This window comes from Methylocaldum sp. 14B, assembly GCF_002005105.1.
Classification (GTDB): domain Bacteria; phylum Pseudomonadota; class Gammaproteobacteria; order Methylococcales; family Methylococcaceae; genus Methylocaldum.
On the sequence record NZ_MSCV01000037.1, the window covers coordinates 1 to 26,962 of the forward strand.

Here is a 26,962-nt window from a genome sequence, read left to right on the forward strand (position 1 = left end):
AAGTTTTTTGAGGTCGCGCGGCCAATCCGGCGGCGCGGCAGCGGGTGGTCGATCGGGTTCAACGTGAGTGCCTGGCCGGAGTTCGGGAACCGTGCGACTGGGCAGATTTTGAGGACGGGGCGGCCGGTGTGCATTCGTTACCGTGGCCTTGAGAGTTCGGCGCATCCGCCCGCAGCGCCTCTAAGTCAGCTTTCTTCCTGAGTAGTAGCCGTCTTTCTTTCCCCAAAATGCGTGCATTCGAAGGCGTCCAGCCGGATCCTTCACGCAACTCCCTTCCCGCCTTGAAAGTCTCCTTAATCAGGCAAGCGCCGCATGGAAACATTTCCGAGTGGTGACGAATCGTGGCCTTCATAACTGTTCCTAGATGACCCGTTACCTCAGGCCTATGCCCAGTTCGGCCAAGGCGTGGCTGGGTAGGGGATGTGAATGGCGATGGCAAACCCGATGTTCTGATAGGGGCGTCCGCGCAAGACGTGGGCGTCATAGACCATATCCGCGGCAACGATACGGTCAACGGCGGCCCTCACGCCGACCGTGATGTCTGTGCAGCCGATCAGGGCGATACCGTTCTCAACTGTAATCCGTAATGTAGGCCAAGCATTTTTTGGCTGAGAGACAGTGGTAGCCGGAATCGTGAGCTCGGGTGCCGCTGGCCGCCATCCGTTCGCCTTGCGGGATTATCGCTGCCGCTTGGGTCGATGTTTGCCGCCGCAGTGGAAAGTTACATAGTGCCGAATCACCAGATCGTCGCCGGACGAGTGAAAAGGCTTTTCCCTAATTCCAAGCAAAGACGGGCTGAGCTTGTGGCTTTCCATCCAAATCGAAGGGATTGGGAAGATGCTGGAAGTACCGGATGGTCGATTTCTGAATCATTTCAAAATTCTGGATAGAACGCTTACGACTGCCATCGTCCGACTCGCAACCGTAAAGACGTACGTTGCTAACGGAGGGCGCTGGCGTTCATTGCTCCACCGACGTCCTGTAGTTCAAAGCGTTCGTTTCCGGCCGCGCTTCATTTCATCCAGCAGCCGCTCGTTGACGCTTCGCGCGTGCTCGATATTCCAGATTCGGATTGCTTCGTCGAGATCGACTTTACCTTCGTCGACCATTTTGCAGAGCCCGATTCGTAGGGCATAAAGCTTGATGATCAGCGGATCTTCCGGGGTGTCGGCGAGGTGCTTTTCCCATTCGGCCGTTTTTTGCGGATCTTTGCAGTAATTGACCGGACGCTCTTCGGCATGGAGGCAGAGCGGTAGGGTGAATGTCAAAAACAAGGGCCAGTATTTCATGAGGTTTTCTCCACGGGTATCTGGGGTTGTCCGCTATTTGGCCCATCTCGGTGAGAATCAGTAAGAATGGGGGAAAGCGACAGAGTACCGTAAACGGAAGACATCATAAGGGCGGTCTGTCGTTATCGTAATATTCCGGGAGTCGATAACCGGCATCCGGAAGGCAACGGAGTGTTGCCTGCTTATTTCCGCCTTGAATTGTGAACCCGCGGGACCCATACAGAATTGGCGCGGGAGACACTTGCATGCCACTCCGCAATTCTTGCGTCGAACGGCGGATTGGGGTGGCGAATGCACAGTCGACAATATCGTTTAAAACGTTTACGCGCAGTTTCTGACTCGGTGACCTAAATGCAGATCTCTAATAGGTGGAAAGCGACGAAGGAGGAATGGGCGATTCTTTCCTACTACCAGCGTTTCGAGAGTTTGGTTGCGTTTGTCCTGACGATCGTGATCGGATTGACCATTCTGGTAGCGCTGTATCAGCTTACGACCGATGTCGTACTGGGCCTGGTGCGTGGCGTGCTGGATCCGTTCGATCATGACGTGTTTCAAAAAATCTTCGGCGAAATCATGACACTTTTGATTGCGCTGGAGTTCAATCACACCCTTCAATACGTGGTCAGAAGGGAGCAGAGCATCGTTCAGACCAAAGTAGTCGTGCTGATTGCCCTTTTGGCCGTAGTTCGCAAGTTCATTATTCTCGAAGTTCAAGACGTGAGTGCCGGTCATCTGCTGGGTTTGGCAGCGATTACCCTGGTTTTGGGTCTGACTTACTGGCTGATCCGAGAGGCAGTATAAGACGGAGAGGAAGTCCGGGATTTTATTCAGTCTTTTTATGGCGGGCTAAGCACCAGGATAGGCCAGTTGGTATCGGTGGGATAACAATGCCAAATGAGCGATTCTTCTTGAAACTTGGCGAACAGCTGTTCCTCTGCGTATACCACGCCGTCCACACATGAAACATAAGCAAACGGTCCGAACCATTCCGATGGTTCGCCAGCGGCATTCTCAAACGAAATTCGCACCGGCTCTTTGCAATCGTATCGCGTAAAGTGTCGGCCTTGAGTTTCCCAAAAATGATTGCGATAGGCTGCCACGATGTTTCCTTGCGGCCCTTGGTGAATGACGTTGCCGCCGACGCGAAACCAAGGCGCCGGTCCGATCTGTTCGGGCCGACCTCCCGCGCCGCTGTCGAATGTCAATCGAATCATAAGCTTTCTTCTATCGAGCTTTCATAATATAGGCATCGGACGTGGGCCAAAGTTTTTGCTGACAATCACGCCTTGAACGTTTCTTTATCATGGAGTATCGACATGGCAGTTGTGCGGTTTTCAGCGTGCTTCGGTTTAGACGCGTAGCGCAGGCCGCTGACGCATGCGGCAAAGTGCTCACCGCTCGAGTGCAGATATAACGCCTGACCGCTGCTGACGACAGCGCATCTCCTCGGCGTCCGCTGCTCTCAATCTGCCCTCTTTGATCAGCCTCGCAGCATCGCCTTGGAGTTTCGGGCCTGCTTTATTGCGCTCCTCGATTTCTGCTATTTTATGAAATGCGAGCTTCATTTTTTCAGCCTAATTGATGCCGGACAGGCGTGATCTTCGATGAACTCCACTCACTTGGAGTGATCTCATAAATTGACTGTGAAACCAATTAGGGATTACCCATATGAAACCAGGTGCCATAGTTAATGCTACATTCAATAACTGTCATTGTATTGCCAGAATTACTGGTGTTGGCAAAAAGTATGGAGAACCCTTCTTTCATATTATATTAATCTCGCCATGTGTCATGGATACCGGAACTATACCGGCAGGAACCAGAACCTGGGTATGGCCAGAGATGGTTACGCTCGGAGTAAATGATGCCAATTAGGTTTTATCTTTTCCGGTTATAAACAAAGTGGCGATGGGCAAAGCAGCTGCAGATCAGACAAACGGGTTGGCGGTAGCATTGTCCATCGCCGGCAGTATCCAGACTTTTGATGTTCAAGAGACGTGTCGAATGCGTCACAACGCGCGACAAATCGCGCCACCCGCTGTACTCGGTTGGTCATTCGGGCGCTATGTGTTAGGGTGCGATCCATTCTTCTCAATATTCCGTTGCATACTCCATGACTGACGAGTCATCCGAAACGGCACCCGTTCGACTGCGTTGGGAGAAGGAATCCCGGTATTATGAGATTCATCTACAACTGGACCTGTGGGGCGATTGGGTACTGACCCGAATCTGGGGGCGTCGTGGGTCGCCCATGGGCCAGATGAAACATATGCCGTGCCCGTCATACGACGATGCGGTCGCGAAGTTGTCGAACGTCCGCAATCAGCGTAAGCGGCGAGGATATGAGCCGGTGTTGGTATGACTCGTTTCAACCCGCGCGAATCGATATTGCTTGAGTGGCTCATCCTTCTTTTCCGTATCCTGAAACCTTTATTAGAACCGAGAGCTTTCATGTCCGATTTCAAGAAATACCATTGTTTGGAATGCGAACACATCTATGATGAAGCACAAGGCGATCCTGACAGTGGTATTGCGCCGGGCACTCGTTGGGAAGACATTCCCGACGATTGGGAATGTCCGATATGCGGAGCGCCGAAAAGCTTTTTCAAATTGATGGAGTGATCTTCCGTAAACGATTCGCGAGATTCTGCCGATCGGTTCGAGGGGAAGGCTGGCTTCTTGATCGAAGCTGGTATAAAAGAAAGAGCCGATCCGCTACAAGAAGACCCGCAACGGGATTACTCTTTATAGATCATGGTCGTTCTGTCGCGAGCCTTGATCTACCATTTAGATTCAAACTTTCAATTCGAGCTTGATATTTTCTGGTCAAACGCGAAGGCATAGCATGCTAAGACTACGCCAGGCAACGACAGAAGGCCCGCAATACCAGGTATAGGCTTCACGAATATACTAAGCGCTATACTCCCACGGTCCGATGTAATTTCCCAGTTTATCGGGAGCCAGGGGATTATTGGAAGGCAAATATTGTTCCGGCAGTTAATTGGAATCCTGTTTTGTGCGGCTTTCCGATTTTCCAAGGGTAGCCTGTGTAGGATGGGCTGAGCGAAGTGACAAATCGGCAGGATCGCCGATTTGCACGGCAGCGCCGCCCGCAGGGGGGCCGCGCAGGGATGGCGTGGCATGAGCCCCATCGATCGCGAACGATGCCTGTCCTGAGCTCAGTCGAAGGGCCTGTCCTGAGCCCGGTCGAAGGGGGCTTCCCGATGATCAGTACATCCTACGGACTGCATTTGTCGAAAATCGCGCTTTGTGCCGAAGCAATTACTCGGCACCGATATGAGAACTGCCGGGACTGAGTGAGCCGCGACAGCGGGGCTCAATAACAGGGACATTCCAAGCCAAACCGGATGATTTGCGCGAAATCCCATGCTTTTAGACTCGCTCCGCCCACCAAGGCGCCGTCTACCCCTGCAATACTCATGATCTCGGCGATATTGTCGGGTTTCACGTTTCCGCCATACAGAATTCTGATCGTCGATGCGATTTGCTCGCCGTACAGGTCCATGATCAAATTCCTGATAAAGTCGTGCACTTCGCTGATCTGTTCCAGTTTTGCGGGTTTTGCGCCCTCTCCGACGGCCCAGACGGGTTCGTAGGCAATCACGACTTCGCTCGCGGTCCTCGGCGAGACGACCTCAAACGCCAGCCTTAACTGCCGATCCAGCAGATTGAAGGTCTCATGGGTTTCTCTGGCTTCCTTGTTTTCGCCGACGCAGAGAATCACCTGAAGTCCGTGGGCCAAGGAAGCCTGAACCTTTTTCTGTATGACTTCGTCGCTTTCGCCGGCCCGCTCGATCAGCTCTTCTTCCAGAAACCGCTGTATTCCCGTCAAAACGTCTTGGTTTGCTTCCGAAGCCAAGTGTTCGAGGGCCGCGAGAATTTGCCGGTCGCCGTCGTCCTTGGTCCTGAGCAGCTCCAATTCCTGCAAGAGAAAACTTTTGGACAACCGTTTTGCGATACTGGGTCCGAATCCGAAATATTTGCCGAGATTGGTCCGGCGATCCGAATGTCCGATGATGACGCGGTCGACGCCGATCGACGCGAGCATTTCGGCTGAGATCTCTCCGGTAAATGCGCCTTTGGATTCGAAGAACGTGTCCTGTGCCAGCAGGAAGACGTTCCGCCCAAGACCGTATTCCGTCCGGAGAAAATCCGGCTTGATGTAATCGGCTAGCGTAGAGAGTCCGGTGAAGGGAGGAGCTAAGCCGATATCGACGTCTTTTACGCCTTTGCAAAGATCGAAGATTCTCGCGGCGAGCGCGACGCCGGACCGTGGGATCACGTTCATTTTCCAATTGCCGGCCAGGAACGGCCGGATCGCTCCGGGATCGCCGATCTCCGCCTCGATCTTCTGCCATTGATTTGCCGTTCTTTGGCGATAATAGTTCCGATATACGCTTGCCGTTTTCATGATTTGTTTTTCCTTCTGATCCGGTGTCGCGGTCTCATCCGCCATCCGCGTGATGGGGCGCCGCCGTTCGATTTATCATGGGGACTGTGCGCGCATAATACAACTCGACCTTATTGTAGCGTCCGGTCGCATACCGATGAGTTGCTCAAGCGTTCGGCGTGCCGAATCGACAGCGCACTCGCATGACTTACTCCACATTTTTTTCCTTGCGTCTCGCTTTTTCGGCTTTTTTCTCGAAGTTATCCACTGTCAAGACTTGACATGCGTATTCTGTGTCAGTCGTCACTTACAAGCAGTCCATAAGTACTTGATTTGAAGTTGGCGCCTTAAAAAAATGCGTAATATCAATGAGATATATCAATAAGTCATAATGGTGCGCCGTCCTGTAAAGAACTTGGTCAGCTTAATGTAAGGGCTTGAACAGCCGATATCGGCAAGCTTTGTCCACGGACTTATCCACAGGGTTGTCCACGGAAATTGTGGATGAGCGGAAGGCAACTGAAGCTCGGGCCGACGCACGAGATTGCTGTGGGGCGAAACGCCTTAGAGAATTTTCCGATTCGGTGTCAGGGAGTCCAATATGTAGGTCGGCAATCCCTTGCCGACTTATCGGCTCGGCAAAGGACTTTGTGGGAAGGGGCGTCCTGGCGCTCCCAGGACGACCGTTTGCGATTGGAAGGGTCGCGACTAAAGCGACCGTTTGCGATTGGAAGGGTCGCGACTAAAGCGACCGTTTGCGATTGGGAAGGGATTGCCGACCGACGTTCTTCCCGCCCGACACGAATCCGTACACCGGGATGAAAAACGCTCTAATCGATACACATGCGGGTTGGGGTCCCCGGCACTGTTGCCGCGATGGTCCGGACGATGGAATTGACCCTGCCGATAACTTCAAAATCCGTGAGTTTAGATCTGCCGGGATAGGTTCGGCATGGCACTAAAGTGATTGGCAACGAGCGTTTTGAGGCTCTGCGGCGGACCTCTCTCTATCGATCGATCGAGGATTACGTTGAGAGCGGGAGATTGCCATTAAGAATCACTGTCTCAATGGTATTGGGCACGATCCGATTGGAGACAACGGCCTCATGAACTCACCCGCAACTCATCAAGCCCGGATCGTCAGCGCCGTGCCGGGCCGGCTGCGAATAAAATCTCGCGGTACCTATCGCAACCCGGCATTACTGAATCGAATAAAGGGCGATTTGGAAGCAAAGCGCGAGATTTCCGGAGTGTACGTCAATCCGACCACCGGAAGCGTTACGGTCCATTACGATTCCGGCCGCTGCGATAGAGCCGGGATACTCAAGTGGCTTCAGGATATCGATGTCCTCGCGGAAGACCTGATGCGTGCACGTTCCGCAGTTCCGGCAACTGCGGAACCCTTGACCGTGATTGAAGCGATCGATGATTTGAATACGCGTATGAGCCGCTGGACAGGGCTTCCGATCGATCTTCGGACGGTGTTGCCGCTGGCGCTTGCCGGAGCCGGGCTCTGGTCCATTGTTCGGAACGGGCTCATGATCGAAAAGGTGCCCGGCTGGCTATTGCTCTGGATGGGGTTCGACCTGTTCGTCAAAACCCGGCCGCACGACCGGGCACGGTCGCCGAGACGTTGAGCGTATTCCGGGCCGGAGGCATTCGGGCTAGTCGTCCCGGTCGGCTGCTCGAGGGAAGTCGCATTGCGGCTGGAAAGCAGACCGCTGCGTACTCGGAACGTCGGCGATCGTCGCGCCGGCGAATCGGAAATCATTTCAATGCCAGCATCCCGCAGAAGTTGTACCAGCGGAAAAAGACGTCGCACGATTTGAAGCCATTCCGCAGCAATAGCTCGCGATTTTCCTCGAGATGGTAGGGAATCAGGACGTTTTCCAATGCTTCCCGCTTTTGGGAAATTTCGAGCTCGCTGTAGCCGTTGCGCTTCTTGAACTCGTAATAATGCTTGATAAACAGACGGTTGATGGTCGAGTCCTGACTGAGCACTTTTTCGACCAGAATGAGGCAGCCGCCGTCGTTCAATCCGTGAGCGATGCTCGAAATAACGCGGTCACGGTTGAGCGGACGGACGAATTGCAGCGTCAAGTTCAGGATGACCACAGAGGCGTTCAGAATGGGAACGCCGTCGTCCAGGCTCAGGCAGATCAGCTCGTAAGTGTGTGAAATACTGTTTTCTTGCAGCTTTTTCCGCGCCTTTTTCAACATATCGGGCGAGGAGTCCACGCCGATAAAGGCAACTTCTGCCGGAACGACCGGATCGAGCCCGATGAACGTCGTGCCGGTCGAACAGCCCAGGTCGTAAAGATTGGTTCCGGGGACGGCAAAATCTCCCGCGATCTCTCCGATCATGCGTTGAATTTCCGCATAGAAGGGGACCGAGCGATCCAGCATGTCGTCGAAAACCTCGGCGGTATCCTTTCCGAAATCGAAATCCGTCACCATTGGACGCTTTTCTTTGAATAAATCGTCTTTAGTCATCGTATTCAAATGGGCTCTTTCGCTAATCTGCCCGGCGACCGCCGATCCTTTTCAGGGCCGGACCGGCGGCGGATGCGGATCACGAGCAGCACGATCAGGGCGCTCATCCAGGCAGCGGTGAGATAACCGATCATCCCGTCGTAAGACCCGGTCAAAAACGACCAGTATCCGTTCGGAACGCCGTTCGTTGCCGCTTTGGTGGTCTTGATGACGCAGACCCACCCGGCATGTATGCCGATGCAGTAGCCCAAGCCCAAGGGAAAAGCCACCCGAATCCAGGCGAGAAAGACTGCCGCGAGGAATAACGCGAGAAAAGAGGAGGGATCCAGGGTTGGAAGAGTGGCCAGGGCATCCCCTACGATTCGAAAACCTGTAGTCCAGTCGACATCGGCCGCTGCGGGTTTCAAGTCGCTGCGCAAGAAATGGAGTAGGGCGAAATAAAAGGAACTGATGGCGACGGCCGATAGGGTTCCGGCCGCTTTTCGAAGTGCGGCGAACAGAACGCCGCGGAAAATCGTTTCTTCTATGATTGCCACGACCAATCCTATGCCGAGTGCCTTAAGTGCGGTCATTCCGAGGCGATGGGCGTTCGACCAGGCATCCATATCGATCTCGCGAACGTCCAGGGCGATCAACGCCAAGGCATGAAGGGCGAGCATGGCGGCTCCCAACGGAACACCGACCGCGACCTGGCGAGACAGCTCGGACTTGGTTCCCACCCCGATGTCCGGACGGCGCAGGCTGAAGAATTTCGCCGCCGGAATGATGCTGAGAAGGAGAAGCAAATGACCGCTGCGGTTTACCAGGGTATGAAACCCGATGGCACCATCCGTGATCCAAAAGATCGGGTAGGCGAAAAACGCGGCGAGCGAGGCGCAAAGAAGTATGACCAACAAAGGTGCCAGCACCGCTGAACTAACGATTCTTAGGGAAAGCATGACAAAGGATTTGAAACATTGATGCGCTAAAGCCGATGGCGCGTTAAATGGTCGAAAGTCTATCTCATATGGCGCATGGTGGGTAAAACGGCACCGTTCGGTGGGAAGCCGAGCGTTTCCGAACCCCCTGCTGGGTACAAATGCACGAGCCTGCGAGGCGGCGCTCCTTATGTCGCATCGGGCTTGAGCGACGATTCACCAAAGCAGTATTAATCGCGCCGTCTCCACCTCCGGTGCGGGCGGCCTCGATCGATATCTCTGTGCCTGCACAAGGGTGCCTTTAGGAATGGACATGCAAGAAACGGATTTTACGCGGCGTAGGCTATGTCTTGGTCTGATTCACCGACGTTCATGTTGGTTGCCTACCGCTCACGGTTGGATGGTTCTTTTTCTCGTTTCCTTGAGTTCCGCCGCTTTCATCGTTGGTAGGATCCATCCTTTTTTATCGATCAGCGACCCGATTTCCGGGGGCGGCCTTGTGGCAGAGGGATGGATGCCGGATTACGCGATGGAGCAAGTGATTGCCGAATTCGAACGCGGTCGATACACCCGGCTCTACGTCACCGGCGGCCCTATCGAGAGAGGACGGTTGCTCCAGAAATACGGAACGTCCGCCGAGGCCGGCGCCGCCATGTTGGTCGAACTGGGGCTGGATGCGGATGTAGTCCAGCCGGTTCCGGCGCCGCGGAGCAGGACGGATCGGACGTACATATCCGCTATCGCTCTACGAAACTGGTTTGCTCGGAACGGGATTGAGGAACGCTCGCTGACCGTTGTGTCGCTCGGGGTTCACGCCCGCCGAAGCCGCCTGTTGTTCCAGACGGCTATCGGGCGGTCTATCCCCGTTGGTGTCATCGCCGTCGAGGATGAAAGTCACGACCCGATGCGCTGGTGGCGGTCCAGCGAGGGATTTCGAACCGTAACGGACGAGGCGATCGCTTATCTTTACACTACCCTGATTTTTTATCCTGGAAGGGAGATCATGGCTCGGTAGTGTGACTTGCCGTCTCTACCCCGATCGCTCGAGGTCTTTCCCGTTATGAAGCCTCGATGTGGCGTTCGCTCGTCGCTCTCCACATTGCAAAAAGACGTTCCGTTGGTCTCTTACGGTTTTAAAGAGGGCGGCTCTTGTTTAGAATCGATCAAAAAAGGAGTGTCATGAATAAACAGGATGTTTTGAGGTACTGCCTAGTCAGTATCGTTTTGGGAGCATGTTGCGGTTGCTCTTGGGTTGGCGCCGCGACGCCGCGAGCAGTTGATGATCCGACCGCTCTGCGCGCCAGAGGATCGAAAACAACTAATCCATCTCCGGCAACTACGCGCTATGTTCGTCCGTTCGGCCCGAACGCGCCCTGGAACCGACCGGTGGACGGGCTGCCGCGCCATCCCCAGTCCGATGCCTTGACCAATCGCCTGTGGCAATATTCGCCGTCGCGGGTCGGCAATTTCAATCTGTCCTTCAGCGGGTATACCTATCCGGTGTACATGGCCGGCACCGCGAAAGGCTCTTACCCAGTCCGAGCGCCATCATGGAACAAACTCAACGGTACCAAGATCCCCTGGAGCCCGGATTGGAAGCCCGCGACCGGCTCCGATAGCCAGGTGATCATCCTCGACCCGGACAGCGGGCGCGAATGGGATTTGTGGCAGGCGAGTTTCGATGGGGCCGCCGTCCATGTTTCGAACGGCAATCTGGTGCCGGGCTCGTATTTGACCAAGGAAGACGGCTTCAAGCCCTCGCGCGGCTGCGGCATTCCCTACCTCGCCATGCTGGTGAGACCGGAGGAGATTGCCCAGGGCAAGATCGAGCACGCGCTGTCGATGCCGAGCCGGAACACCGCGAAGACCTTCGTGGCGCCGGCCACCAAGTCGGACGGTCGGGTTACCCAGAACGGTATGCCCATGGGCACCCGGTTTGCGCTGAACATCACCGATGCCGAGATCGACGAGTGGGTGAACGCCCTACCGAGCCAATTGACCGGCCAGACCCGTCGGGCGGCGCGGATCATCGCCGTGGCCCTTAGGGATTACGGCTGGTTCATCTCCGACACGGCCGGCGGCGCGCACTTCCAGTTCGAGGACAACGCCACCGCCAAAGCCAAATGGGAGGCGCTGGGCTTGGGGGAGAAATCGATTGGCTGGAAAAACTACCCTACCGATCTGCTCGATGGCTTGCTGACCAAACAGCGTATCTACGCAATCGTTCCTAGTAACTGATACAAGATGTACCGACCGCAGGCTCGGTTGTGGCTGGTGCTCGGACGAAAGAAAGAGAAGGGGAAGCGACGGCCGAGTGTAACACCTGAGGACACGCTGACTCGTGTAAGTAGCCTTTCTTAGGTAGTTGTTCGAGTTTTATATCAGTGGTTTAACCAGCACAATGCACCTACGTATTCGGGTGCACAGGGATGTTTCAAATGGCCGAAAAAGTGACCGGTCTAGACTCTGATCCAGTCGGTATCTCAGTTTATGCTCAAACTCGTTAAGTTGAGCTTTGCATATTGGTTTTGTTTTTAAGGAGCCTTTAGTGGGCTTCTTAGTTTCGAAATAGGTTGTTTTAGTCGCAACCCTCGCCAGGTAGCTTGATAGGTTAACTCAACGAGTAGGGTTATGCCGGAGTCTGCTGTTGGCAACGACGCTTTGGATTTTTCCCAAGGCAAGGAACGTCGGATAGATGCTGTAACCACCCAACACAGAAACAATAAGAAACACCCGTGGGAGTCAGTAATTTGGTACGACTACATTCGGCTTTGAAGGCAGCCTCGTTGTGGGCTATGAGTTATGCGTCCGGGGTGCACACGCAATATACCCGATTTGCGCTTATCGGGCATGCACGCACGGGTTCAAACCTCTTGTTGGACGTATTCCGGTCCAGCTCTGAGGTCGAGATGTTCCATGAGATATTTAGCTCGGATAACCGGATTATCGGGCAAGGTTTTAATGAAGGTATATCTCGTCTATATAACGAATATGCACGCTGCGTCCGCGCGGTCGGGTGCAAGATTTTTTATAACCACTTGACCAACCAAGAATGGACTGAATTCCAGAAATTGAAGGAATTCAAGATCATCCACTTGATGCGCCGTAATCGCTTGAGGACACTGGTGTCCCTGGCCATCGCATTCAAAACCGATATTTGGCTGCAGAGGAATTTGCGGAAAAAAGTTCCGGTTGACCGAAAGAAAGTCCACCTGGAACCGGGAAATTTAGTTGCGCAAATAATGCAGATCCAAAATTGGGAATCCCAAACACGTGGTCGATTCGCAGACCACGATATGCTCGAAATTTATTATGAAGATTTGGTGGACGACTTCGATAACATAGCCTCGAAGGCAATAAACTTCGTAGGCGCCAAACAATGGAATTCAAATAGGATCGCGTATAGGAAGCAGAATCCGGAGCCGCTCCATCAGCTTATTTCGAACTTCGACGAAGTTAGGGGGGCGTTGAAGAATACGCCATGGGAAAGATACCTTGAATGAGTTTTCCGAACGAGGGAGTGACCATGGATATCGTAAAAATTTCGCAGAAGCTGCTGACTGAAATTGGAGCTCAACTCGATATACATCGCTCGGAGAAAGATATTTTGCCGATTTTAGGTCAAAGGAATTTTAGAGCTAATTCGTCAACAGCTTTTTGAAGGCCATGCTTCGAAATGACCCCATTTTGATTGTTGATTTAGCGAAATACTACGGAGGCGTGGATGTACGCGTTACCGCCTTAGCGCGAATGCTTCACGGCGAACGTCCTTACGCCGTCGCGACTTTGAAGGGCTCGGCATTGCATCATCGCCTGGAAGCCGCTGATTTAGTCTCGTTCCCCGTGCCGTTTTCACGGGGCGATCCGAGAATATTGCTCTATTTGTATCGCCTAATTCGAAAAGGCGGGTATAAGGTAGTGGATACTCATAATCCGCAATCCCAGTTTTGGGGGGGATTGGCCGCAACATGGGCGGGTGCAAGAAGTATTTGCACTGTTCACAGTGCGTATGGGCTGGAATACGCCAACACTCTGAAAGGGCGGCTATACGAGCTGGTTTTGCAGTTGAGCTATCGGCTCGGTTTTCACTTTATCGCCGTATCGGAATCGGTACACCAATATCTCGCCGAACTAGGCATTCCATCGACACGAATTTCGCTAATCCACAACGCCATAGAATATACCGAGGAAACATCGGCCGGGCGGGCTGCTCCATTCTTCAAGGAGCTAGGATGGAGTTCCGACGTGTTCGTAGTCACGGTAGTCGGCCGGCTCGAATCCGTAAAAGGTCACAGGTTCTTGTTCGAGGCATTGGCACGCCTGGCGAAGTCCAGGCCTCGGCTACGGTGCCTGGTCGTGGGAGATGGCTATCTGCGCAGCGAATATGAAGAACTGGTAAGGAAGGCGGATCTCGAACAGATTGTCCACTTTGCAGGCTTTCGCAACGATGTCTCCGTCCTCTTAAGCGGCAGCGACGTGTTTTGTTTGCCTTCTCTTTCCGAAGGTCTGCCGTATGCGGTCCTGGAGGCATGCAATCATCGTCTCCCCTTGCTTTTGAGCGGAGTGGGAGGGCTAGCCGAGCTATTCGACCACGGAAAAACCGCGTTTCTTGTTCCGCCAGCGGATGTGGATGCACTGGCGAGAGGAATTTGTTGGCTCATGGATTATCCGGTCGAGGCAAACGGTTTAGGCGAAGCCGCTTTTCACGCTGTGAAGCAGAAGTCCGGTACTAGGCAGATGTACGGGAAGACCTTGGAAATTTATCAATCTGGTTTACCTCTATAGGCACTGAGATATTTCGAGTTAAACCGGTGACTACGAAACGATCGAAATATCACGGGTTTTGCATCATTAACCAATGGAACGGCTAACCGTAAGAAAAAGGCAAGGGATTGCATAATGCGCAGTATTTCGGAAAAGGTAACTATCAAAACGTTCCGAGGGATATCCGGTCTCGAGGAAATCGCAACCGAGTGGGAGTTCATAACGAAGGTCATGGATGGCAAGCGATTTTTTCACCTCGCGGACTGGTACCGTTGTTATCTAAATGCTCTGGAAGACCAGCCCGATACGGTGTTATTCACGGTGGTATATGTAAGCGACAATCCGGAAGCCATTTTCCCACTGAAGATATCATCGCAACGAATATTCGGGCTGAAGATGAGGGTGCTGCAACTCCCGAGCCATCCGCACATGTGCCTCAATGATTTTGTGGTTGCTAAACCCGAACGCGTAAAAACTTACGTGCCTCTCGTTTTAAAACATCTGAAAGAAGTGCCAGGCCTTTCCTGGGACTATATTTATCTCCCGCGTGTCCTTGAAGAATCAGCCGCAGTCACTGCACTAGCTGAACAGTCTAATATCTGGAATGTTCGAAGATCCTGTGGGCAATGCGACTATATAGTTATGCGTCCTTATAATCTAATGTTTCAAGGGTTTTCGAAAACTTTCAGAAATAATATGAGACGAGCAAAAAAGCGTGCCGAAGATTTAGGAAACATAACCTACACGTCTGCATCAAAGCATCCGGAACTCGGCATGGCTTACGAGGCTTTTTTAGATGTTGAAGCCTCTGGTTGGAAAGGTAGAAAAGGATCTGGTACAGCCATAAAACTAGACAAAAAGCTCGAGTCCTTTTATAGGCTGCTAATGGAACACTACTCCCGATCAGGCGGATGCGAAATTCATATTATGTGGCATGATAAAAAGCCTATATCTGTGGAGTTCAGTCTCATTACGGATAGTACCCTTTATACCGTAAAGATCGGTTATGATGAAAACTATTCATTCTGTAGTCCAGGTCATCTGCTTCGCGAATATCTTATGAATTATTATGAGAACAAGGGTGGAATTAGTTTTAATAATTTGATTACGGATGCATCATGGCATAGTGGATGGAAGCCCCAATTTTACAACGTATTTCACTACTATCTATGTAGGCCGACCGTGCGAGGATGGATTGCTTACGTATATCAAAAAGCACTTCTTGAGATTCGCCCGGTATGGTTGGTGTTGAAGCCGAAGTTGAGGAATTTGAATATCATACCCGGGCGATTCGCTCGTGCTTGACTAATAGGCAAAGGAGTCGCAATTCGTTGAGTAAATACGTAGCAAGTGAAACTTCATGTGTCGTATTAGCAAGGTTGTTTAGAGTGGCCGATAGTTCGATGATTTAGGCCATTCATGAACCTTTCGACACTGTCATCAATGCCGTTAGACAAAGACATCAAGGGATTATGATGTTATCAATTTTTTGGTTATGTCTAGGCTTAATTTGTTACGTCTATATCGGATACCCCATCTTAATTACAGCGCTTGCCTCGGTAAGACAACGTCGAATCGACGCAGCGCCGATTCACCCGACAGTCAGCTTGATTGTTTGCGCTTACAATGAAGAGGATATTATAGGCAGGAAAATTGAGAATAGTCTGTCATTGAATTACCCGGCGCATCTGCTCGAGGTGATAGTGGTTAATGATGGGTCGACGGATAGAACGTCATCAATAATCAGTAAATATACCGATAAACCGGATATCACTATTGTTCACTCCCCTGTGCGGGAAGGGAAGGCTGCCGCGATGAATCGGGCCGCCGCTCTAGCCAAGGGTGAAATCCTGATTTTTTCGGACGCACGTGCCATTTATCGTGCCGATAGTCTAAAGCTTCTGGTTCGGAATTTTAATGATCCAGAGGTCGGATGCGTTAATGGCAACAGGCGTTTGCACAAAAACAGATCGCCGATCTTCGGCTCCGAGAAATCGTATTGGGGCTACGAGGCTTACATTAAAACGAAGGAAACTCAATGCGGGTCGACCGTCAGTGTCAGCGGGGCGATGCTCGCCATTCGCGCATCGATATTCGAGCCTATACCGACCAATATGATTCTCGATGATGCCTGCCTCGCCATGCAGACATTGCGGAAAGGATTTCGAGTCATCTACGATCCGGCGGCGCTGTGTTTCCAAAGTTCGGCGATGTCCACGCGCGACGAGGTTTTGCGAAGGCAGCGCATTACAGCCGGACGCTTTCAGATGCTCCTGGATGCTCGGGCATTATGGCCATGGAACGACAAGCTCGCAATTTTCGAATTGGTATCTCATAAGGTCATGCGTCTCTTCCTGCCGTTCTTCAGTGCCGGTGTCTTTCTTTCCAGCGCGGGATTGATGTTTTTACCGGATACTCCCGAAATAGTGATTGCATTATTTTGGGCCCAAATCGCATTTGGTTTCCTGGCCGTTATTGGATGGATCTCGGAAAAGTTCGGTTGGAAGGTAGGGCTGTTGGGGATTTGGTATTACATCGCGAGCGGAAATTTTGCGTCCTTCCGCGGTCTGGTGAGGTATTCGAAAGGTAGGCAGACCGTTCTTTGGGAGAAAGCGCGCCGTACGGAGTGAGGGCAGATTCGTTCTGCGAGCGCTTTCCTTTTCGATGGTGAGTTCGGTCTGCTGATGAAGCGGTTACGACTCCGGCAAGCGGATCGCAGCTTCCAAGGACGTTCGATCAGTGTTGTGGCTGTGGGGCGTGGGGCGCACGGATGCCCTGAGGCCCATCGAGACGGCACGACGATAGTCCGCAGGAAGTCAGGCGCCGACGGATCGTCCATCGAAAGGAGGTGCACAGCCGTCGAGCGGGGTAGGGCGGCCTCGAGACCGCCCATCCGCTGACGACAGCGGGTTTACCCAGCCGAGTGTGTCCACTGTTCCCAAATGCCGGCCACTCCGTTCGAAGGTCTTTATGGGGACGGGATTCGAGCCAGGACCGGCACGCCGAGCTTTTCTTCGACACCTTCCGGTGTGTAAAGCCCGCGTCGCTTCAACTCAGCAAAGTAGGCCACGATGAAGGCAGCCAAAAGCCCAAAAAGCGCACCAACCATTACCTTTAAGAGTCTTGCCGCGTTTAATGGCTTCGGAGATATCGTGGGCTCCTGGAAGACGCGGACATTGGTAACTTTCTTGAGGTCCAGTTCTTCGGAAATCTTGGTTTCCTCGAGTTTGCTCAGATAATCACGATAGAGGCCTTCCTTTACCGCTAGCCGCGTTTCAAGATTAAGCAATTCTCCCTTATGCATATTGATGACCGATAGTTGATCGTTGACCTGCCTCAGGGTCTGCTCGGCATCCTTAATGGTTGTCTGGACGCTCAGCAATTCGGGCTCGAGGTGGGTCGTTTCCAGTTCCAGCGCCCAGTAAGCCTGGTTCGGCTGACGCCGAATCTGCGCCGCTTTTTCCTCTTCGTTCTGGCGCATGAATGCCTTCACGTTATCGATGTCTTGTCGAACTTCACTCACGGTCCTGCTGTTTTCATTGTATCTCCGCAAAAGCTCCTGCTCCTTCAGCTGAAGCTCGAGGAGCCTTTGCTGCGCAAAGTCCACCCCCGTGGACAACGGATCATTCCGCGGAACCCTGTTTTTCAACTTTTGCAGAGCGGCCAATTTATGAGACAGTTCATTAGCCCTCGATTTGGAAAGCCGGAGCGTTTCCTCTACGGCTGACTGTCTTTGCAACAGTAACCGTATCTGTTCGTCGACGTTAATTATCCCGTACTGTTGCTTGAAGTCGCGTAGACTCTGCGTGGCTTCTTGCAGGCCTACGGTGTACTCGGCGAGTTTTTGCTCGAAAAACGGAGCGCGGGACTCTCCGTAAATTCGGACGTGCTTATCGATAAAACTGTTAACGAGCAAGTCGACGACCCGCTTCGCGACAACCGAATCCGGATGGGCAAAATAGACGTGGATGACGCCCGAATTTTTCACGCTTTTGACGGCGAGAGCTTTGTCGAAATTCAATAGCGCCGCATCCATTACGGATTGATCCTGAGGATTTGCGTCTTTAAGTTCAGGGTATAGCGTTTTGATGCCTATCGAAGTGATTACTTTTTGCCGTAAGTCTGTGCTATTCAGAAGCTCCGACTCCGTGTTGAGCAATTCCTCCATTTTGAATTCACGCCTAGAGCTACTATAGGGGCCGCTGAATTCAGGTATGTATTTGTACTCACGACCCAGGTTGAACAACAACGCGGCATGTGCCTCATAAACCGGTTTTTCAAGAATTGCGGTAATTGCTCCAGCCGATAAGGCTACTAAGAAAGCCACCAAAGCCTTGCGTTTATGCCTGATCACCATGGCGACCAAATTAGAATCTCGTATTTGACGATTAGAGAGCATCACTGTTATATCCCTATAGTGAGTTATTGAAAAAGTTAAGTAGAGAGCGAACGCTTACCAGAGTGAGCCATTTCCCACTCGGCTGCTTGCGGTAAAGAAAGGGCAATTCCCATCAGAATCCAAAAATATTTTGGATAAGAGTCGTGCAGAAACAAGCTGCTCACAAGAAAACCGAAAACTCCTATGCTAAAGGCAGTTACCAAAGTTGCATAGTCGTGGCGTCCTGCTTGTTCGAACGTGTATCTTGCCTGCTTCAGGCTCTTGACCATAAACCATAGCAGAGCTCCGAAACTCACCAAACCGATAAGTCCTCGTTCAGCGGCTATCTGAAGATAAAGACTATGTGCGTTTCGATTTTCGCCGCGATTCATAAGGTGTAAGTCCTGGCTATAGCGCTGGAAATTGAAAACATAATTACCGGCTCCAACTCCGAACAACGGGTTATCCGCGAACATACGCAACGCGATTTGCATCTCCGCCTTGCGTCCGTCGACCGAAATGTCTGCGGCGCTGGTTTCGGATGGATCTTTCTCTCCGGAAAACGTGGCGACCATATCGTTTATACGAGTGACATAAGCACTCGGAGCAAGGGCGAGCAGGCAGATTAGTACGGCGAGGCCTGATGTTAACACCTTGGGAGAAACGCGAATGTGCATAAGTGCAAGGCACAGCATTCCGAATATGCCCACAAGTGCGCCGCGAGAGTAGGTGAGACTGATGGCCAGGAGTACCAAAGCGAGCGTAATTGCCGCTAGCGGGCGAAGCAACCGAATGGGTTCGTTTAACAGCCGCTCGATACATAATGGCACTATGGGTAGAAGGATGAGGGCATAGAAATTGGGGTCGGTCAAAGGGCCCGATATCCGATAATCGCCCAATTCCTTTGCGAGCTCATCATATTCGGCATTTGCAAATCCAGCGAACTTGAACCAATAAGCACCAGTAACAAATTGGGCAAAATTCATGGATACTAAGAATAGTGCACCGAATCCTAGTGCCCAAATCAAGAGCCTAAACGAGGCGGCAGTTCGTGATATTAGTATTATGAGAATACAAATCATTCCTTCCCTGATGTTATTGAAGACGAATTCCTGTGCGTCCCGAAAGTAGTCCGAATAGGATAACGACGCCAAGACGAGCAGCATGTATATCAGGACGAGCAGGGCCGGTTTGGCGGCTCCAACGGGTCTATCGCCACCGATGAAGCGAAGCGTGAATGCGGTGAGCAGCGCGGCGCCGTACAACTTAGTCGGCGATGGTGCACCGTGCTCGATGGCGACATCCGAGGCATTCGTATAAATGATGAATGTCAATGCCGCCAAACCCCAGTCGGTACGTGCAAAAGTGAGAACGGCGGCTGGAATTCCGACAAACACGACAATGAACATCAGTGCCAATTGAAGAGCTTCCAGTTGGGAAATCAATACAACCGGCACCAGCGCACTCGTGCCTAGGGCCAAAAGATCCCATTTTTGTGCGGCGATCCGCCGCCCGATCCCTTCAGGTTGGGATAGCCAAGTCCATGGTTTTGCAGACACTCTTTTCTCCTTATGTTCGATCGAAAATTGCACTGTTCTCCCTTAAGGGAACAATTTGCATCGCGAGCCCGTCCGGCTCAGTTTGCTAACAACCGAGTGAGCGCCGGGTCAGTATTACCTGGAAAGTTCGCAGAAGGATTTCCAGGTCGAGTCGGAGACAGGCTCGCTGAATGTAAGCGATATCGAGTTGTGAGCGTTCGTCGAACTCAGTCTTATTTCTACCCAGAATCTGCCACAAGCCCGTGATTCCCGGTATCGCATCCAGGCGTTCGGTTTGCCAGAGCCGGTAGGTTTCGGGGTGGAAAGATGTCGGCCGTGGTCCGACTAACGTCATTTGGCCGAACAAGAGATTAAAAATTTGCGGGAGTTCATCCAGGCTTGTTTTCCGCAATATCTTTCCTACGCGGGTTATCCGCGGGTCATTCTGGATTTTGAAGTCCGGCCACTGTAGTTCGTTCAAGTGCATGAGTTCACATTTGAGCGCTTCAGCATTTGGAACCATGGTTCTGAATTTATAGATACAAAACCGATAGCCGTTCTTACCGGTCCGTTCTTGTAAGAAGAATATGGGATCTCGTGGAGATTCCAGTTTAATGAACAATGAAATAATTAATATTAGCGGTATCCACAATGGACTCGTAAGTATTACAAATAGCATGTCGAATAGCCGCTTGGCTATCAAGTAACCCTGGTTGTTGGAGATTCTTAGTCTTGGCTTGAATCGACCTAACCAGTCGAGATCATTTCCATATCGCTCTCTTAGCGTTGGGGTAATCATGCAGCTTGCTCCTCGGTTTCTTCGACAGGCAGGGGCTGCTTGCCATCCACGATATTTGACTCGGCGGTTTTGATTAAGGCTTCAAGTGTGAACCCATCGCTTGGAAAAGACGCTGCACCAACCGATACGGGAAGGTCCAGATCCTTCTTGGCGCTCGTTTGTATCCGTTGAGCCACGGTATTGCATGCTTCGAGACTTGTTGACGGACACATGATTAACAACCGGGAGTCATGCTCGGTACACATTACGATCATGTCGCTGCGTCGAAACCCGGCGACGATCCGGTTTATCAACTTTACCGTCAGATAGCGCTTCAAGTAGCGTTCGGCAAGCTCATGAAATATCATTTTTCGATAGTGGGATAGCGAGTATTTGTTAAGGTTTTCCTTCACGTCTAATACGATAACGCTAAGCGGATTTCCGGATCGCCTGCTTTGATAAAGATATGTATTGATTTCATTCATGGAGTCCGGGAGCTTGGCGATCGGTTTATGCAGATCTTTCAAGAGCATGCTTTCCAGTTCCTCTGAAACGTAAGCCATCCACCTGGCGACGGCATGGGAGAAATACACCGATATACTCAGAAGAATGGTTTCTAAAAAACCGAAGATGTAATTATTGTATTGGGTATTATGGCGTGCCGATAAAGCGAGGTTTGTACTTATAACTAATAGGAGAGGCAGGTATATGGAATGTTTGGTCCAGAATTTCCAGCCCGCCACGATAGTGAGCACCGACAAGGCGGCTAAAATTTTTGTGGGAGTGGAGATGCTGGCGATCGAACCCGTTCCCGGATCTAAGGTATTTAGGCCGAAAAGTATAAAGACAGTCGTAAGCAGACCAAGCAAGTCCTTTGAAATAGATTTCATTTGCAAACACTCCTTTTCTGCAAACTTTATTCTCTCTATCTGTCCGTTAAGATTCTCCGAATAGTGAGAGGGCGCTGCATCAAGTCCTTGTGCTGCGCGCAATCGCTGTATGTATTTTTACCTCCGATAAATTGAACGATAAGCCGTCAGGATAGCTCCAAGGCGGCGGGTTTGACTTCCGCGCTTCGGCCGGCTGTGCGCAGGCGCTAAATTCACCTTGGGTGCAGCGGAATGAATGTCGACGTCGACAGCTCGAGCGATCGGGACCGCTTCAAAGCCGTCATAATGCAGATCGAAAGTTTTGCTGCACTCCGACAAATTTAGATGAGCTAGAGGACGGTATTCAACATCGTGATGCAGGAACGGCCAGGCAACGAGACCGGCCGGAGAGTAACGCGGCCGCGACAATCCGCCTGCATGGCAGTGCCTCGGGTTCGCGTGAATGGGGGTGCTGTCCATCGCCAGACTCCAAAAGTCGATTATCCTCCCTGGGACGGACCGGGACTGCGCGAAGTCCGGCCGAATGCGTTCACTATATCAAACAGTCGCGTAATCAGAATAGACAAAAATCAACAAAAAATCGGCTTTTCGAAGCTCGATATCACTAAGAATAACTTTGTTTGAATCTTTCCGCTGCCCCGGCAGTCCAACTGGCCGATAGAGGTTCAACTAAGTCATAGCAACTGAGCCGGTTTCGAAACATGCGAGGACGGGCCAGTGTAACAAAGGCGTTAAGCCGCCACTCGCTTCGGTCGAGATAACAGCCAGGAGGAACTCGGCGTGATGCACGCAACGGGCGAAGTGTATCAACAATGCAATAGGGAATCGCATCTCTTGGCGTATCGGCAAGATTTATATTAGAGTACGAAGCGCCAGTCGGTTTGTGTATCGCACGATGAACAAGGAGGGCAAACCGGTAGGGTTCTGCCTTAATAGTGCTGTAAGCAGAGTTGGGACTTATGACATGACGTCATAAGAATGGCCTGCGAACGAATTCGCGACAAGGGATTGAACAATGATTCATGCTGGCAGAAAGACCGTACATGCCGTGGCGTGGAACTACGCGTCTTTTGCACTGAGCAAAGGCGTCGTACTGATCACCATGGCAGTACTTACCCGGCTCTTGCCACCCGAAACCTTCGGGATAGTCAGTCTAGCGACAATCATCATTTCATACTTTTCGCTGCTGCAAGACTTGGGTTTAGGAAGCGCCCTGATACAGCAGCGAAACGATGTACAGGAAGCGGCGAACACCGTTTACGCCGCGAATCTGGTCATCGGAATTCTTTTTTTTCTTTTTACCTTCGCCATAGCTCCGGCGGTTGCCGTCTTTTTTCGCGCACCGGCGGTCGAGCCGATGTTGCGGATACTTGCTTTGACGTTCCTCATCGATCCTTTCGGTTCGGTCCACATTGCGCTTCTTCAGCGGGATTTGGCGTTTCGCAAAAAGCTGATACCGGATCTCGGGCGATTGCTTATCAAAGCAGTTGTCACGATCGTTCTTGCCGTCAAAGGATTCGGGGCATGGTCGCTGATCATCGGACAGCTATCGAGTTCGCTTTCGGGCGTCATCCTAGCGCGCATCGCACTGCGGCAAAAACTCAGGATGCGCATCAAAAAGCCACAGCTTGGCCGCCTTTTGAAGTTCAGCATACCCTTCATGGCATTTAACCTGATTAACGCACTTGTATCGAATATCGAGTTTATCGTTATTGGACGAACCCTCGGAGATGCGGCGCTCGGGATATATTCGATAACTTATCGTATCGTCGATCTACTGATTATGAATGTGTGGGTGGTATTGGCGGGAGCGATGTTTCCCGCGTTAGCGACGATACAGCACCAGCCCCACTTGCTGCGACGAGCATTTCTTTCGGTAACCCAATACGTTCAGGTTTTTATTGTTCCGATCTCTCTCGGTCTCATTATCACAGCGGAACCTATAGTCAAGGTTTTGCTCGGGGCTCAGTGGTTGGGCGCGATTCCGATTCTCCGGTTGCTGCCTGTTGCATTTCTTATTTTCTCGATCGGAACGACAGCGGGTGATATCTATAAGGCAATTGGACGCCCGGCACTGTTGTTAAAAATGGGCATACTACACATCATAATACTGATTCCTTTACTTCTCGTGGGTGTTCAATACCAGCTCGTAGGGGTGGCATTGAGCCTAATCGCAACGGCATTCCTAGTAAAAATCGTTCATTTGTTCGTAATCGTACGGGTGATAGGGGTTACGGTGTCGGAATTGATGCGCGCACTCAGGCCGGCGTTTGTCGGCGGGACCGCGCTCACCATTGTTACCACCCCGCTGGTCTACAGCATCGGCGATCAGCCTCCCGTGGTGCAACTGTTGGTTGCCGGAGTAACGGGAGCCGCCGCTTATTTCGGAACACTATGGCTTTTAGAAAAGGAGGTCGTTATTAAGGGAGCAAATACGATACTCGATGCCGTCAGGCGTTAAGGCAGCGAAAGAATGCTAGATGTCGAGCTTTCGTAAACCAGGTACCGAATTACGTCACGTATTTTTGTAAACCACGACTTATCTAATGGACAGGATGCTATGAACGGAGTCAACCCGATTGCGCGAGGTCGCAAAGCTATTTCCGGTCGTCTGGCAGGGCTGATGACGCTGATCATCATCATGGGCTGCTATGGGTGTACGGTTAACCGGCCCGTCCTTGATCCCAGCGTAGCATTGGCCGAGGTGGAGAGCAGGTATGAGGTTCCGCCTAATTACATCATTCAGCCCGGAGATCAGCTGGACGTGAAATTCTTTTATACCCCTGAGTTCAACGAGTCGGTAATCGTGCGGCCGGATGGCAAGATTTCTCTCCAACTGATCGACGACGTGCAGGCGGCAGGGATAAACCCGGCGAAGCTCGACGAAGTCTTGACGAACGCCTATTCCGGAGAGTTGAAAGATCCTGCCGTCACGGTGCTTGTCCGGACGCTTACCGAGCCGAGGGTCTACTTGGCGGGCGACATCGCAAAGCCCGGATTCATCACGGTAAGAAACAAGATCGGGGTCCTCCAAGCCATAGACGAAGCCGGGGGATTCCTGGAGACTGCAAATATCAACGATGTCACCGTCATCCGAAAAGGACCCAACAACCAACCGTTGACGCATGAAGTCGATGTGGAAAATATCCTCGACGGCGAGTTAAGCGATTCGGATTTTCTGCTTCAGCCTACGGATGTCGTTTTTGTGCCGAAGCGCGGGGTGGCGAAGGTTGCGGGTTTCATGGATCAAATCCGGAAAATACTGATGCTCAACGGGCTCTTCATACCGCTGTTTTGAGGTTTGAGGAAAGGACCAGCAGTATCTGGAACGATTTAGGACCGTCGGCGGACTGTTCCGCCTATGAGATCGCGAGCGACTCGCGCCTCATGACGCATGAGCAGCCTGAGGGAAAGGTTGGCGAAACCGATTTTTCCGGTGTTCGGTTGATCTATGAATGCATCCCGGGGCGAGAAAAATCCCGCCCGAGGATGGATCGACGTGGCCGAGTGTCGAAACCCGGCTGAGGGAGAGTTCGGAGTAGAGCTGGGCCCACCGACGATTATCGCCTCTCGCAATCGAATCGCGGGGAGGCGGATACGGCGACGTGGGTTCAGAACTGCTCGGCTTGGGCTAGCCCAGTCGGTATTTACCCTGCGTGCGGTCTCACTTTGAGAGGGAACGGACGAACTGTCTTATCTCGAGAAAACGCGCACGCAGGGTTTCCGTACCGATAAGCTCGATCAGTATTGGTCGCTAGGAGCTATCGCATAGATACGCTGTTTGGTCAGCAAGCCATCGAGCAGATCGGTGGGATAGTTCTTATAGTTGATGTATTGCTCTCCCAAGCCCAGCGCCTCCCATTTGGCTTTGGCGGTGGCGTTGTCCTCGAACTGGAAGTGCGCGCCGCCGGCCGTGTCGGAGATGAACCAGCCGTAATCCCTAAGCGCTACGGCGATGATCCGCGCCGCCTGGCGGGTCTGGTCCGACAATTCGCTCGGCAAGGAGTTCACCCACTCGTCGATCTCGGCATCGGTGATGTTCAGCGCAAACCGGGTGCCCATGGGCATACCGTTCTGGGTAACCCGACCGTCCGACTTGGTGGCCGGCGCTACGAAGGTCTTCGCGGTGTTCCGGCTCGGCATCGACAGCGCGTGCTCGATCTTGCCCTGGGCAATCTCCTCCGGTCTCACCAGCATGGCGAGATAGGAAATGCCGCAGCCGCGCGAGGGTTTGAAGCCGTCTTCCTTGGTCAAATACGAGCCCGGCACCAGATTGCCGTTCGAGATGCGAATCCGGGAGCCGTTAAAGTTCACCTGCCACAAATCCCACTCCTGCCCGCTGTCCGGGTCGAGGATGATCACCTGGCCATCGGAGCCGGTCGCGGGCTTCCAGTCCGGGCTCCAGGGGATCTTGGTACCGTTGAGGTTACCCATCCCCGCCTGGACCTGGTAAGAGCCCTTCGCGGTGCTGGCCATGTACACCGGATAGGTATAGCCGCTGAAGGACAGATTGAAATTGCCGACCCGCGACGGCGAATATTGCCACAGGCGATTGGTCAAGGCATCGGACTGGGGATGACGCGGCAGCCCGTCCACCGGTCGGTTCCAGGGCGCGTTCGGGCCGAACGGACGAACATAATCGTCGGCGGCACCGGCCGATTGAGCCATGACCAGGGTCGCTGCTATCGACAGGCCATGGACGGCTTTGCGTACGATTCTATGGCTGCGACCGTCGGCAACTCGTTTTTCGGCGCATTTGGCTGAAGGAAGGTAAGAGTTTACAAATTTCATGGTTTCTCCCGTGGGATTTTTTCGCTACAAATTCGAGGCATAGCGGCTCTTCGCGGCCATGCCAGGTTATGTAAGCTTCAGTGCGACGGCTGATCTAAACCGCCGTAATCACCGAGCTTTAGCGTCCCTGGGACCAACTCCATCATTCCTGACAGGTTCAGCGTTGGTCGAACTACCGGCTGTTCAAGCAGTTCCATTCGTTTTCCAAAAGTACGAGCACCCCCCCTTTTAAGCTATGGCTGAATCCCATGTGTCTTAAGTACCGCTTCGAATAACTCAGTGATGAAAAAGGCATCAGCCACGTTTGATGAAGGCAAACGTCGGTGACATTCATTACTGGGTTATTCAAGGCTGATTGAGTAGGCCCGAATGTTTTTCGGGGGAACTGCTCTGGGAGCAGCGTGTTGCCCTACTCACGGGGTCGGATATCCGAGACCGCCAATTACCTAAGGGGCACAAAGGCAAGCATGTTTAACGCTTCAGTTTCCAAGCAAAAAAGCGCAAGTGGATTGAAGTAAAACCAATTTTTGTTGTCGGGTAGTCGCTCGTCACTTGCGTAGCCGATGAAAGCATGTGCCGTGCCAATATCGATCAAACCTAGAGCTGACGCGGGATTGGCTTTTTGGGGGTGTCGCCGACTACGTAGAATTACTTATCAATCGACGCTGATATGCGACAGAGGATCGCTCCTATCCAAAAAGATGTGTGGTTCG

Annotated in this window: 21 protein-coding genes and 1 pseudogene; 13 read left to right on the forward strand and 9 right to left on the reverse strand. The window is 52.2% G+C overall.

Annotated features, from left to right (window positions below):
* Positions 1–416 precede the first annotated feature (416 nt).
* Positions 417–587 (forward strand): annotated as a pseudogene (locus B2A78_RS21370) (hypothetical protein); the annotation flags it as partial.
* Between the two features lie 399 nt (positions 588–986).
* Here the strand turns inward: B2A78_RS21370 and B2A78_RS21375 are convergent.
* Positions 987–1,289 carry a hypothetical protein gene (locus tag B2A78_RS21375; protein ID WP_077732087.1) on the reverse strand — a complete coding sequence of 101 codons (303 nt, stop codon included), beginning with the start codon at positions 1,287–1,289 and terminating at the stop codon, positions 987–989.
* Positions 1,290–1,640: 351 nt separating this feature from the next.
* On the opposite strand from B2A78_RS21375, the gene B2A78_RS21380 reads away from it, so the two are divergent.
* Positions 1,641–2,090 (forward strand): phosphate-starvation-inducible PsiE family protein, encoded by a 450-nt coding sequence (locus tag B2A78_RS21380; RefSeq protein WP_077732088.1) that lies wholly within the window; start codon positions 1,641–1,643, stop codon positions 2,088–2,090.
* Between the two features lie 35 nt (positions 2,091–2,125).
* On the opposite strand, the gene B2A78_RS21385 is transcribed toward B2A78_RS21380, so the two are convergent.
* Positions 2,126–2,503 carry a hypothetical protein gene (locus tag B2A78_RS21385; RefSeq protein ID WP_077732089.1) on the reverse strand — a complete coding sequence of 126 codons (378 nt, stop codon included), beginning with the start codon at positions 2,501–2,503 and terminating at the stop codon, positions 2,126–2,128.
* A 1,237-nt stretch (positions 2,504–3,740) separates the two neighbouring features.
* Between B2A78_RS21385 and B2A78_RS21395 the strand changes: the two genes are divergently transcribed.
* Positions 3,741–3,911, forward strand: coding sequence for a rubredoxin (locus tag B2A78_RS21395; RefSeq protein ID WP_077732138.1), 171 nt, complete (start codon positions 3,741–3,743; stop codon positions 3,909–3,911).
* 715 nt (positions 3,912–4,626) lie between these two features.
* Here the strand turns inward: B2A78_RS21395 and B2A78_RS21400 are convergent.
* Entirely contained in the window at positions 4,627–5,721 is a 1,095-nt protein-coding gene (locus tag B2A78_RS21400) for a triose-phosphate isomerase (protein WP_168175508.1), read from the reverse strand.
* A gap of 1,085 nt (positions 5,722–6,806) precedes the next feature.
* Here B2A78_RS21400 and B2A78_RS21405 point away from each other — a divergent pair.
* On the forward strand, positions 6,807–7,337 hold the full coding sequence (locus B2A78_RS21405; protein WP_077732092.1) for an HMA2 domain-containing protein: 531 nt from the start codon (positions 6,807–6,809) through the stop codon (positions 7,335–7,337).
* A 130-nt stretch (positions 7,338–7,467) separates the two neighbouring features.
* Here B2A78_RS21405 and cmoA read toward each other — a convergent pair whose 3' ends face one another.
* Together cmoA and B2A78_RS21415 are read right to left on the reverse strand one after the other, a co-directional pair.
* Positions 7,468–8,193, reverse strand: a complete 726-nt coding sequence (gene cmoA, locus B2A78_RS21410) for a carboxy-S-adenosyl-L-methionine synthase CmoA (protein ID WP_077732139.1) — start codon at positions 8,191–8,193, stop codon at positions 7,468–7,470.
* A gap of 5 nt (positions 8,194–8,198) precedes the next feature.
* Positions 8,199–9,089 carry a CPBP family intramembrane glutamic endopeptidase gene (locus B2A78_RS21415; protein ID WP_168175509.1) on the reverse strand — a complete coding sequence of 297 codons (891 nt, stop codon included), beginning with the start codon at positions 9,087–9,089 and terminating at the stop codon, positions 8,199–8,201.
* Positions 9,090–9,624: 535 nt separating this feature from the next.
* Between B2A78_RS21415 and B2A78_RS21420 the strand changes: the two genes are divergently transcribed.
* The 7 genes from B2A78_RS21420 (at position 9,625) to B2A78_RS21445 (ending at position 16,504) form a co-directional block, all read left to right on the forward strand.
* Complete coding sequence (locus B2A78_RS21420) at positions 9,625–10,125, forward strand: ElyC/SanA/YdcF family protein (RefSeq protein WP_166642435.1); 501 nt, start codon at positions 9,625–9,627, stop codon at positions 10,123–10,125.
* Between the two features lie 371 nt (positions 10,126–10,496).
* Positions 10,497–11,348 (forward strand): hypothetical protein, encoded by an 852-nt coding sequence (locus tag B2A78_RS21425; RefSeq protein WP_077732095.1) that lies wholly within the window; start codon positions 10,497–10,499, stop codon positions 11,346–11,348.
* Positions 11,349–12,019: 671 nt separating this feature from the next.
* Positions 12,020–12,613 carry a hypothetical protein gene (locus tag B2A78_RS21430; protein WP_168175510.1) on the forward strand — a complete coding sequence of 198 codons (594 nt, stop codon included), beginning with the start codon at positions 12,020–12,022 and terminating at the stop codon, positions 12,611–12,613.
* A gap of 23 nt (positions 12,614–12,636) precedes the next feature.
* Entirely contained in the window at positions 12,637–12,771 is a 135-nt protein-coding gene (locus B2A78_RS26950) for a hypothetical protein (RefSeq protein ID WP_276205414.1), read from the forward strand.
* Positions 12,772–12,830: 59 nt separating this feature from the next.
* Positions 12,831–13,895 carry a glycosyltransferase gene (locus B2A78_RS21435; RefSeq protein WP_168175511.1) on the forward strand — a complete coding sequence of 355 codons (1,065 nt, stop codon included), beginning with the start codon at positions 12,831–12,833 and terminating at the stop codon, positions 13,893–13,895.
* A gap of 114 nt (positions 13,896–14,009) precedes the next feature.
* Complete coding sequence (locus tag B2A78_RS21440) at positions 14,010–15,179, forward strand: GNAT family N-acetyltransferase (protein WP_077732098.1); 1,170 nt, start codon at positions 14,010–14,012, stop codon at positions 15,177–15,179.
* 167 nt (positions 15,180–15,346) lie between these two features.
* Positions 15,347–16,504: a glycosyltransferase family 2 protein gene (locus B2A78_RS21445; protein ID WP_077732099.1), complete on the forward strand. Its 1,158-nt coding sequence runs from the start codon at positions 15,347–15,349 to the stop codon at positions 16,502–16,504.
* Positions 16,505–16,842: 338 nt separating this feature from the next.
* Here the strand turns inward: B2A78_RS21445 and B2A78_RS21450 are convergent, their stop codons facing one another.
* The 3 genes from B2A78_RS21450 to B2A78_RS21465 all read right to left on the reverse strand — a co-directional run bounded on the left by B2A78_RS21450 (position 16,843) and on the right by B2A78_RS21465 (position 21,458).
* The gene (locus B2A78_RS21450) at positions 16,843–18,231 is read right to left on the reverse strand and encodes a hypothetical protein (RefSeq protein WP_240502629.1); all 1,389 of its coding nucleotides are present in this window, start codon (positions 18,229–18,231) and stop codon (positions 16,843–16,845) included.
* A gap of 77 nt (positions 18,232–18,308) precedes the next feature.
* Positions 18,309–19,811 (reverse strand): O-antigen ligase family protein, encoded by a 1,503-nt coding sequence (locus B2A78_RS21455; RefSeq protein ID WP_139841052.1) that lies wholly within the window; start codon positions 19,809–19,811, stop codon positions 18,309–18,311.
* A gap of 774 nt (positions 19,812–20,585) precedes the next feature.
* Positions 20,586–21,458 carry a hypothetical protein gene (locus B2A78_RS21465; RefSeq protein ID WP_077732103.1) on the reverse strand — a complete coding sequence of 291 codons (873 nt, stop codon included), beginning with the start codon at positions 21,456–21,458 and terminating at the stop codon, positions 20,586–20,588.
* 1,015 nt (positions 21,459–22,473) lie between these two features.
* Here B2A78_RS21465 and B2A78_RS21475 point away from each other — a divergent pair.
* Together B2A78_RS21475 and B2A78_RS21480 are read left to right on the forward strand one after the other, a co-directional pair.
* Positions 22,474–23,919: a lipopolysaccharide biosynthesis protein gene (locus tag B2A78_RS21475; RefSeq protein WP_077732105.1), complete on the forward strand. Its 1,446-nt coding sequence runs from the start codon at positions 22,474–22,476 to the stop codon at positions 23,917–23,919.
* A 99-nt stretch (positions 23,920–24,018) separates the two neighbouring features.
* Positions 24,019–24,756 carry a polysaccharide biosynthesis/export family protein gene (locus B2A78_RS21480; protein ID WP_077732106.1) on the forward strand — a complete coding sequence of 246 codons (738 nt, stop codon included), beginning with the start codon at positions 24,019–24,021 and terminating at the stop codon, positions 24,754–24,756.
* Between the two features lie 443 nt (positions 24,757–25,199).
* Here B2A78_RS21480 and B2A78_RS21485 read toward each other — a convergent pair whose 3' ends face one another.
* Positions 25,200–26,249, reverse strand: coding sequence for a hypothetical protein (locus B2A78_RS21485; protein ID WP_077732107.1), 1,050 nt, complete (start codon positions 26,247–26,249; stop codon positions 25,200–25,202).
* Between the last annotated feature and the right edge of the window lie 713 nt (positions 26,250–26,962).

Excerpts from the sequence above, each read along its gene's own strand:
- cmoA (WP_077732139.1), bottom strand. The coding sequence starts at position 8,193 with ATGACTAAAGACGATTTATTCAAAGAAAAGCGTCCAATGGTGACGGAT.
- B2A78_RS21445 (WP_077732099.1), top strand. The coding sequence starts at position 15,347 with ATGATGTTATCAATTTTTTGGTTATGTCTAGGCTTAATTTGTTACGTC.
- B2A78_RS21405 (WP_077732092.1), top strand. The coding sequence starts at position 6,807 with ATGAACTCACCCGCAACTCATCAAGCCCGGATCGTCAGCGCCGTGCCG.
- B2A78_RS21465 (WP_077732103.1), bottom strand. The coding sequence starts at position 21,458 with ATGAAATCTATTTCAAAGGACTTGCTTGGTCTGCTTACGACTGTCTTT.
- B2A78_RS21395 (WP_077732138.1), top strand. The coding sequence starts at position 3,741 with ATGTCCGATTTCAAGAAATACCATTGTTTGGAATGCGAACACATCTAT.
- B2A78_RS26950 (WP_276205414.1), top strand. The coding sequence starts at position 12,637 with ATGGATATCGTAAAAATTTCGCAGAAGCTGCTGACTGAAATTGGAGCT.
- B2A78_RS21430 (WP_168175510.1), top strand. The coding sequence starts at position 12,020 with ATGTTCCATGAGATATTTAGCTCGGATAACCGGATTATCGGGCAAGGT.
- B2A78_RS21440 (WP_077732098.1), top strand. The coding sequence starts at position 14,010 with ATGCGCAGTATTTCGGAAAAGGTAACTATCAAAACGTTCCGAGGGATA.
- B2A78_RS21480 (WP_077732106.1), top strand. The coding sequence starts at position 24,019 with ATGAACGGAGTCAACCCGATTGCGCGAGGTCGCAAAGCTATTTCCGGT.
- B2A78_RS21485 (WP_077732107.1), bottom strand. The coding sequence starts at position 26,249 with ATGAAATTTGTAAACTCTTACCTTCCTTCAGCCAAATGCGCCGAAAAA.
- B2A78_RS21380 (WP_077732088.1), top strand. The coding sequence starts at position 1,641 with ATGCAGATCTCTAATAGGTGGAAAGCGACGAAGGAGGAATGGGCGATT.
- B2A78_RS21375 (WP_077732087.1), bottom strand. The coding sequence starts at position 1,289 with ATGAAATACTGGCCCTTGTTTTTGACATTCACCCTACCGCTCTGCCTC.
- B2A78_RS21420 (WP_166642435.1), top strand. The coding sequence starts at position 9,625 with ATGCCGGATTACGCGATGGAGCAAGTGATTGCCGAATTCGAACGCGGT.
- B2A78_RS21475 (WP_077732105.1), top strand. The coding sequence starts at position 22,474 with ATGATTCATGCTGGCAGAAAGACCGTACATGCCGTGGCGTGGAACTAC.
- B2A78_RS21450 (WP_240502629.1), bottom strand. The coding sequence starts at position 18,231 with ATGGTGATCAGGCATAAACGCAAGGCTTTGGTGGCTTTCTTAGTAGCC.
- B2A78_RS21385 (WP_077732089.1), bottom strand. The coding sequence starts at position 2,503 with ATGATTCGATTGACATTCGACAGCGGCGCGGGAGGTCGGCCCGAACAG.
- B2A78_RS21400 (WP_168175508.1), bottom strand. The coding sequence starts at position 5,721 with ATGAAAACGGCAAGCGTATATCGGAACTATTATCGCCAAAGAACGGCA.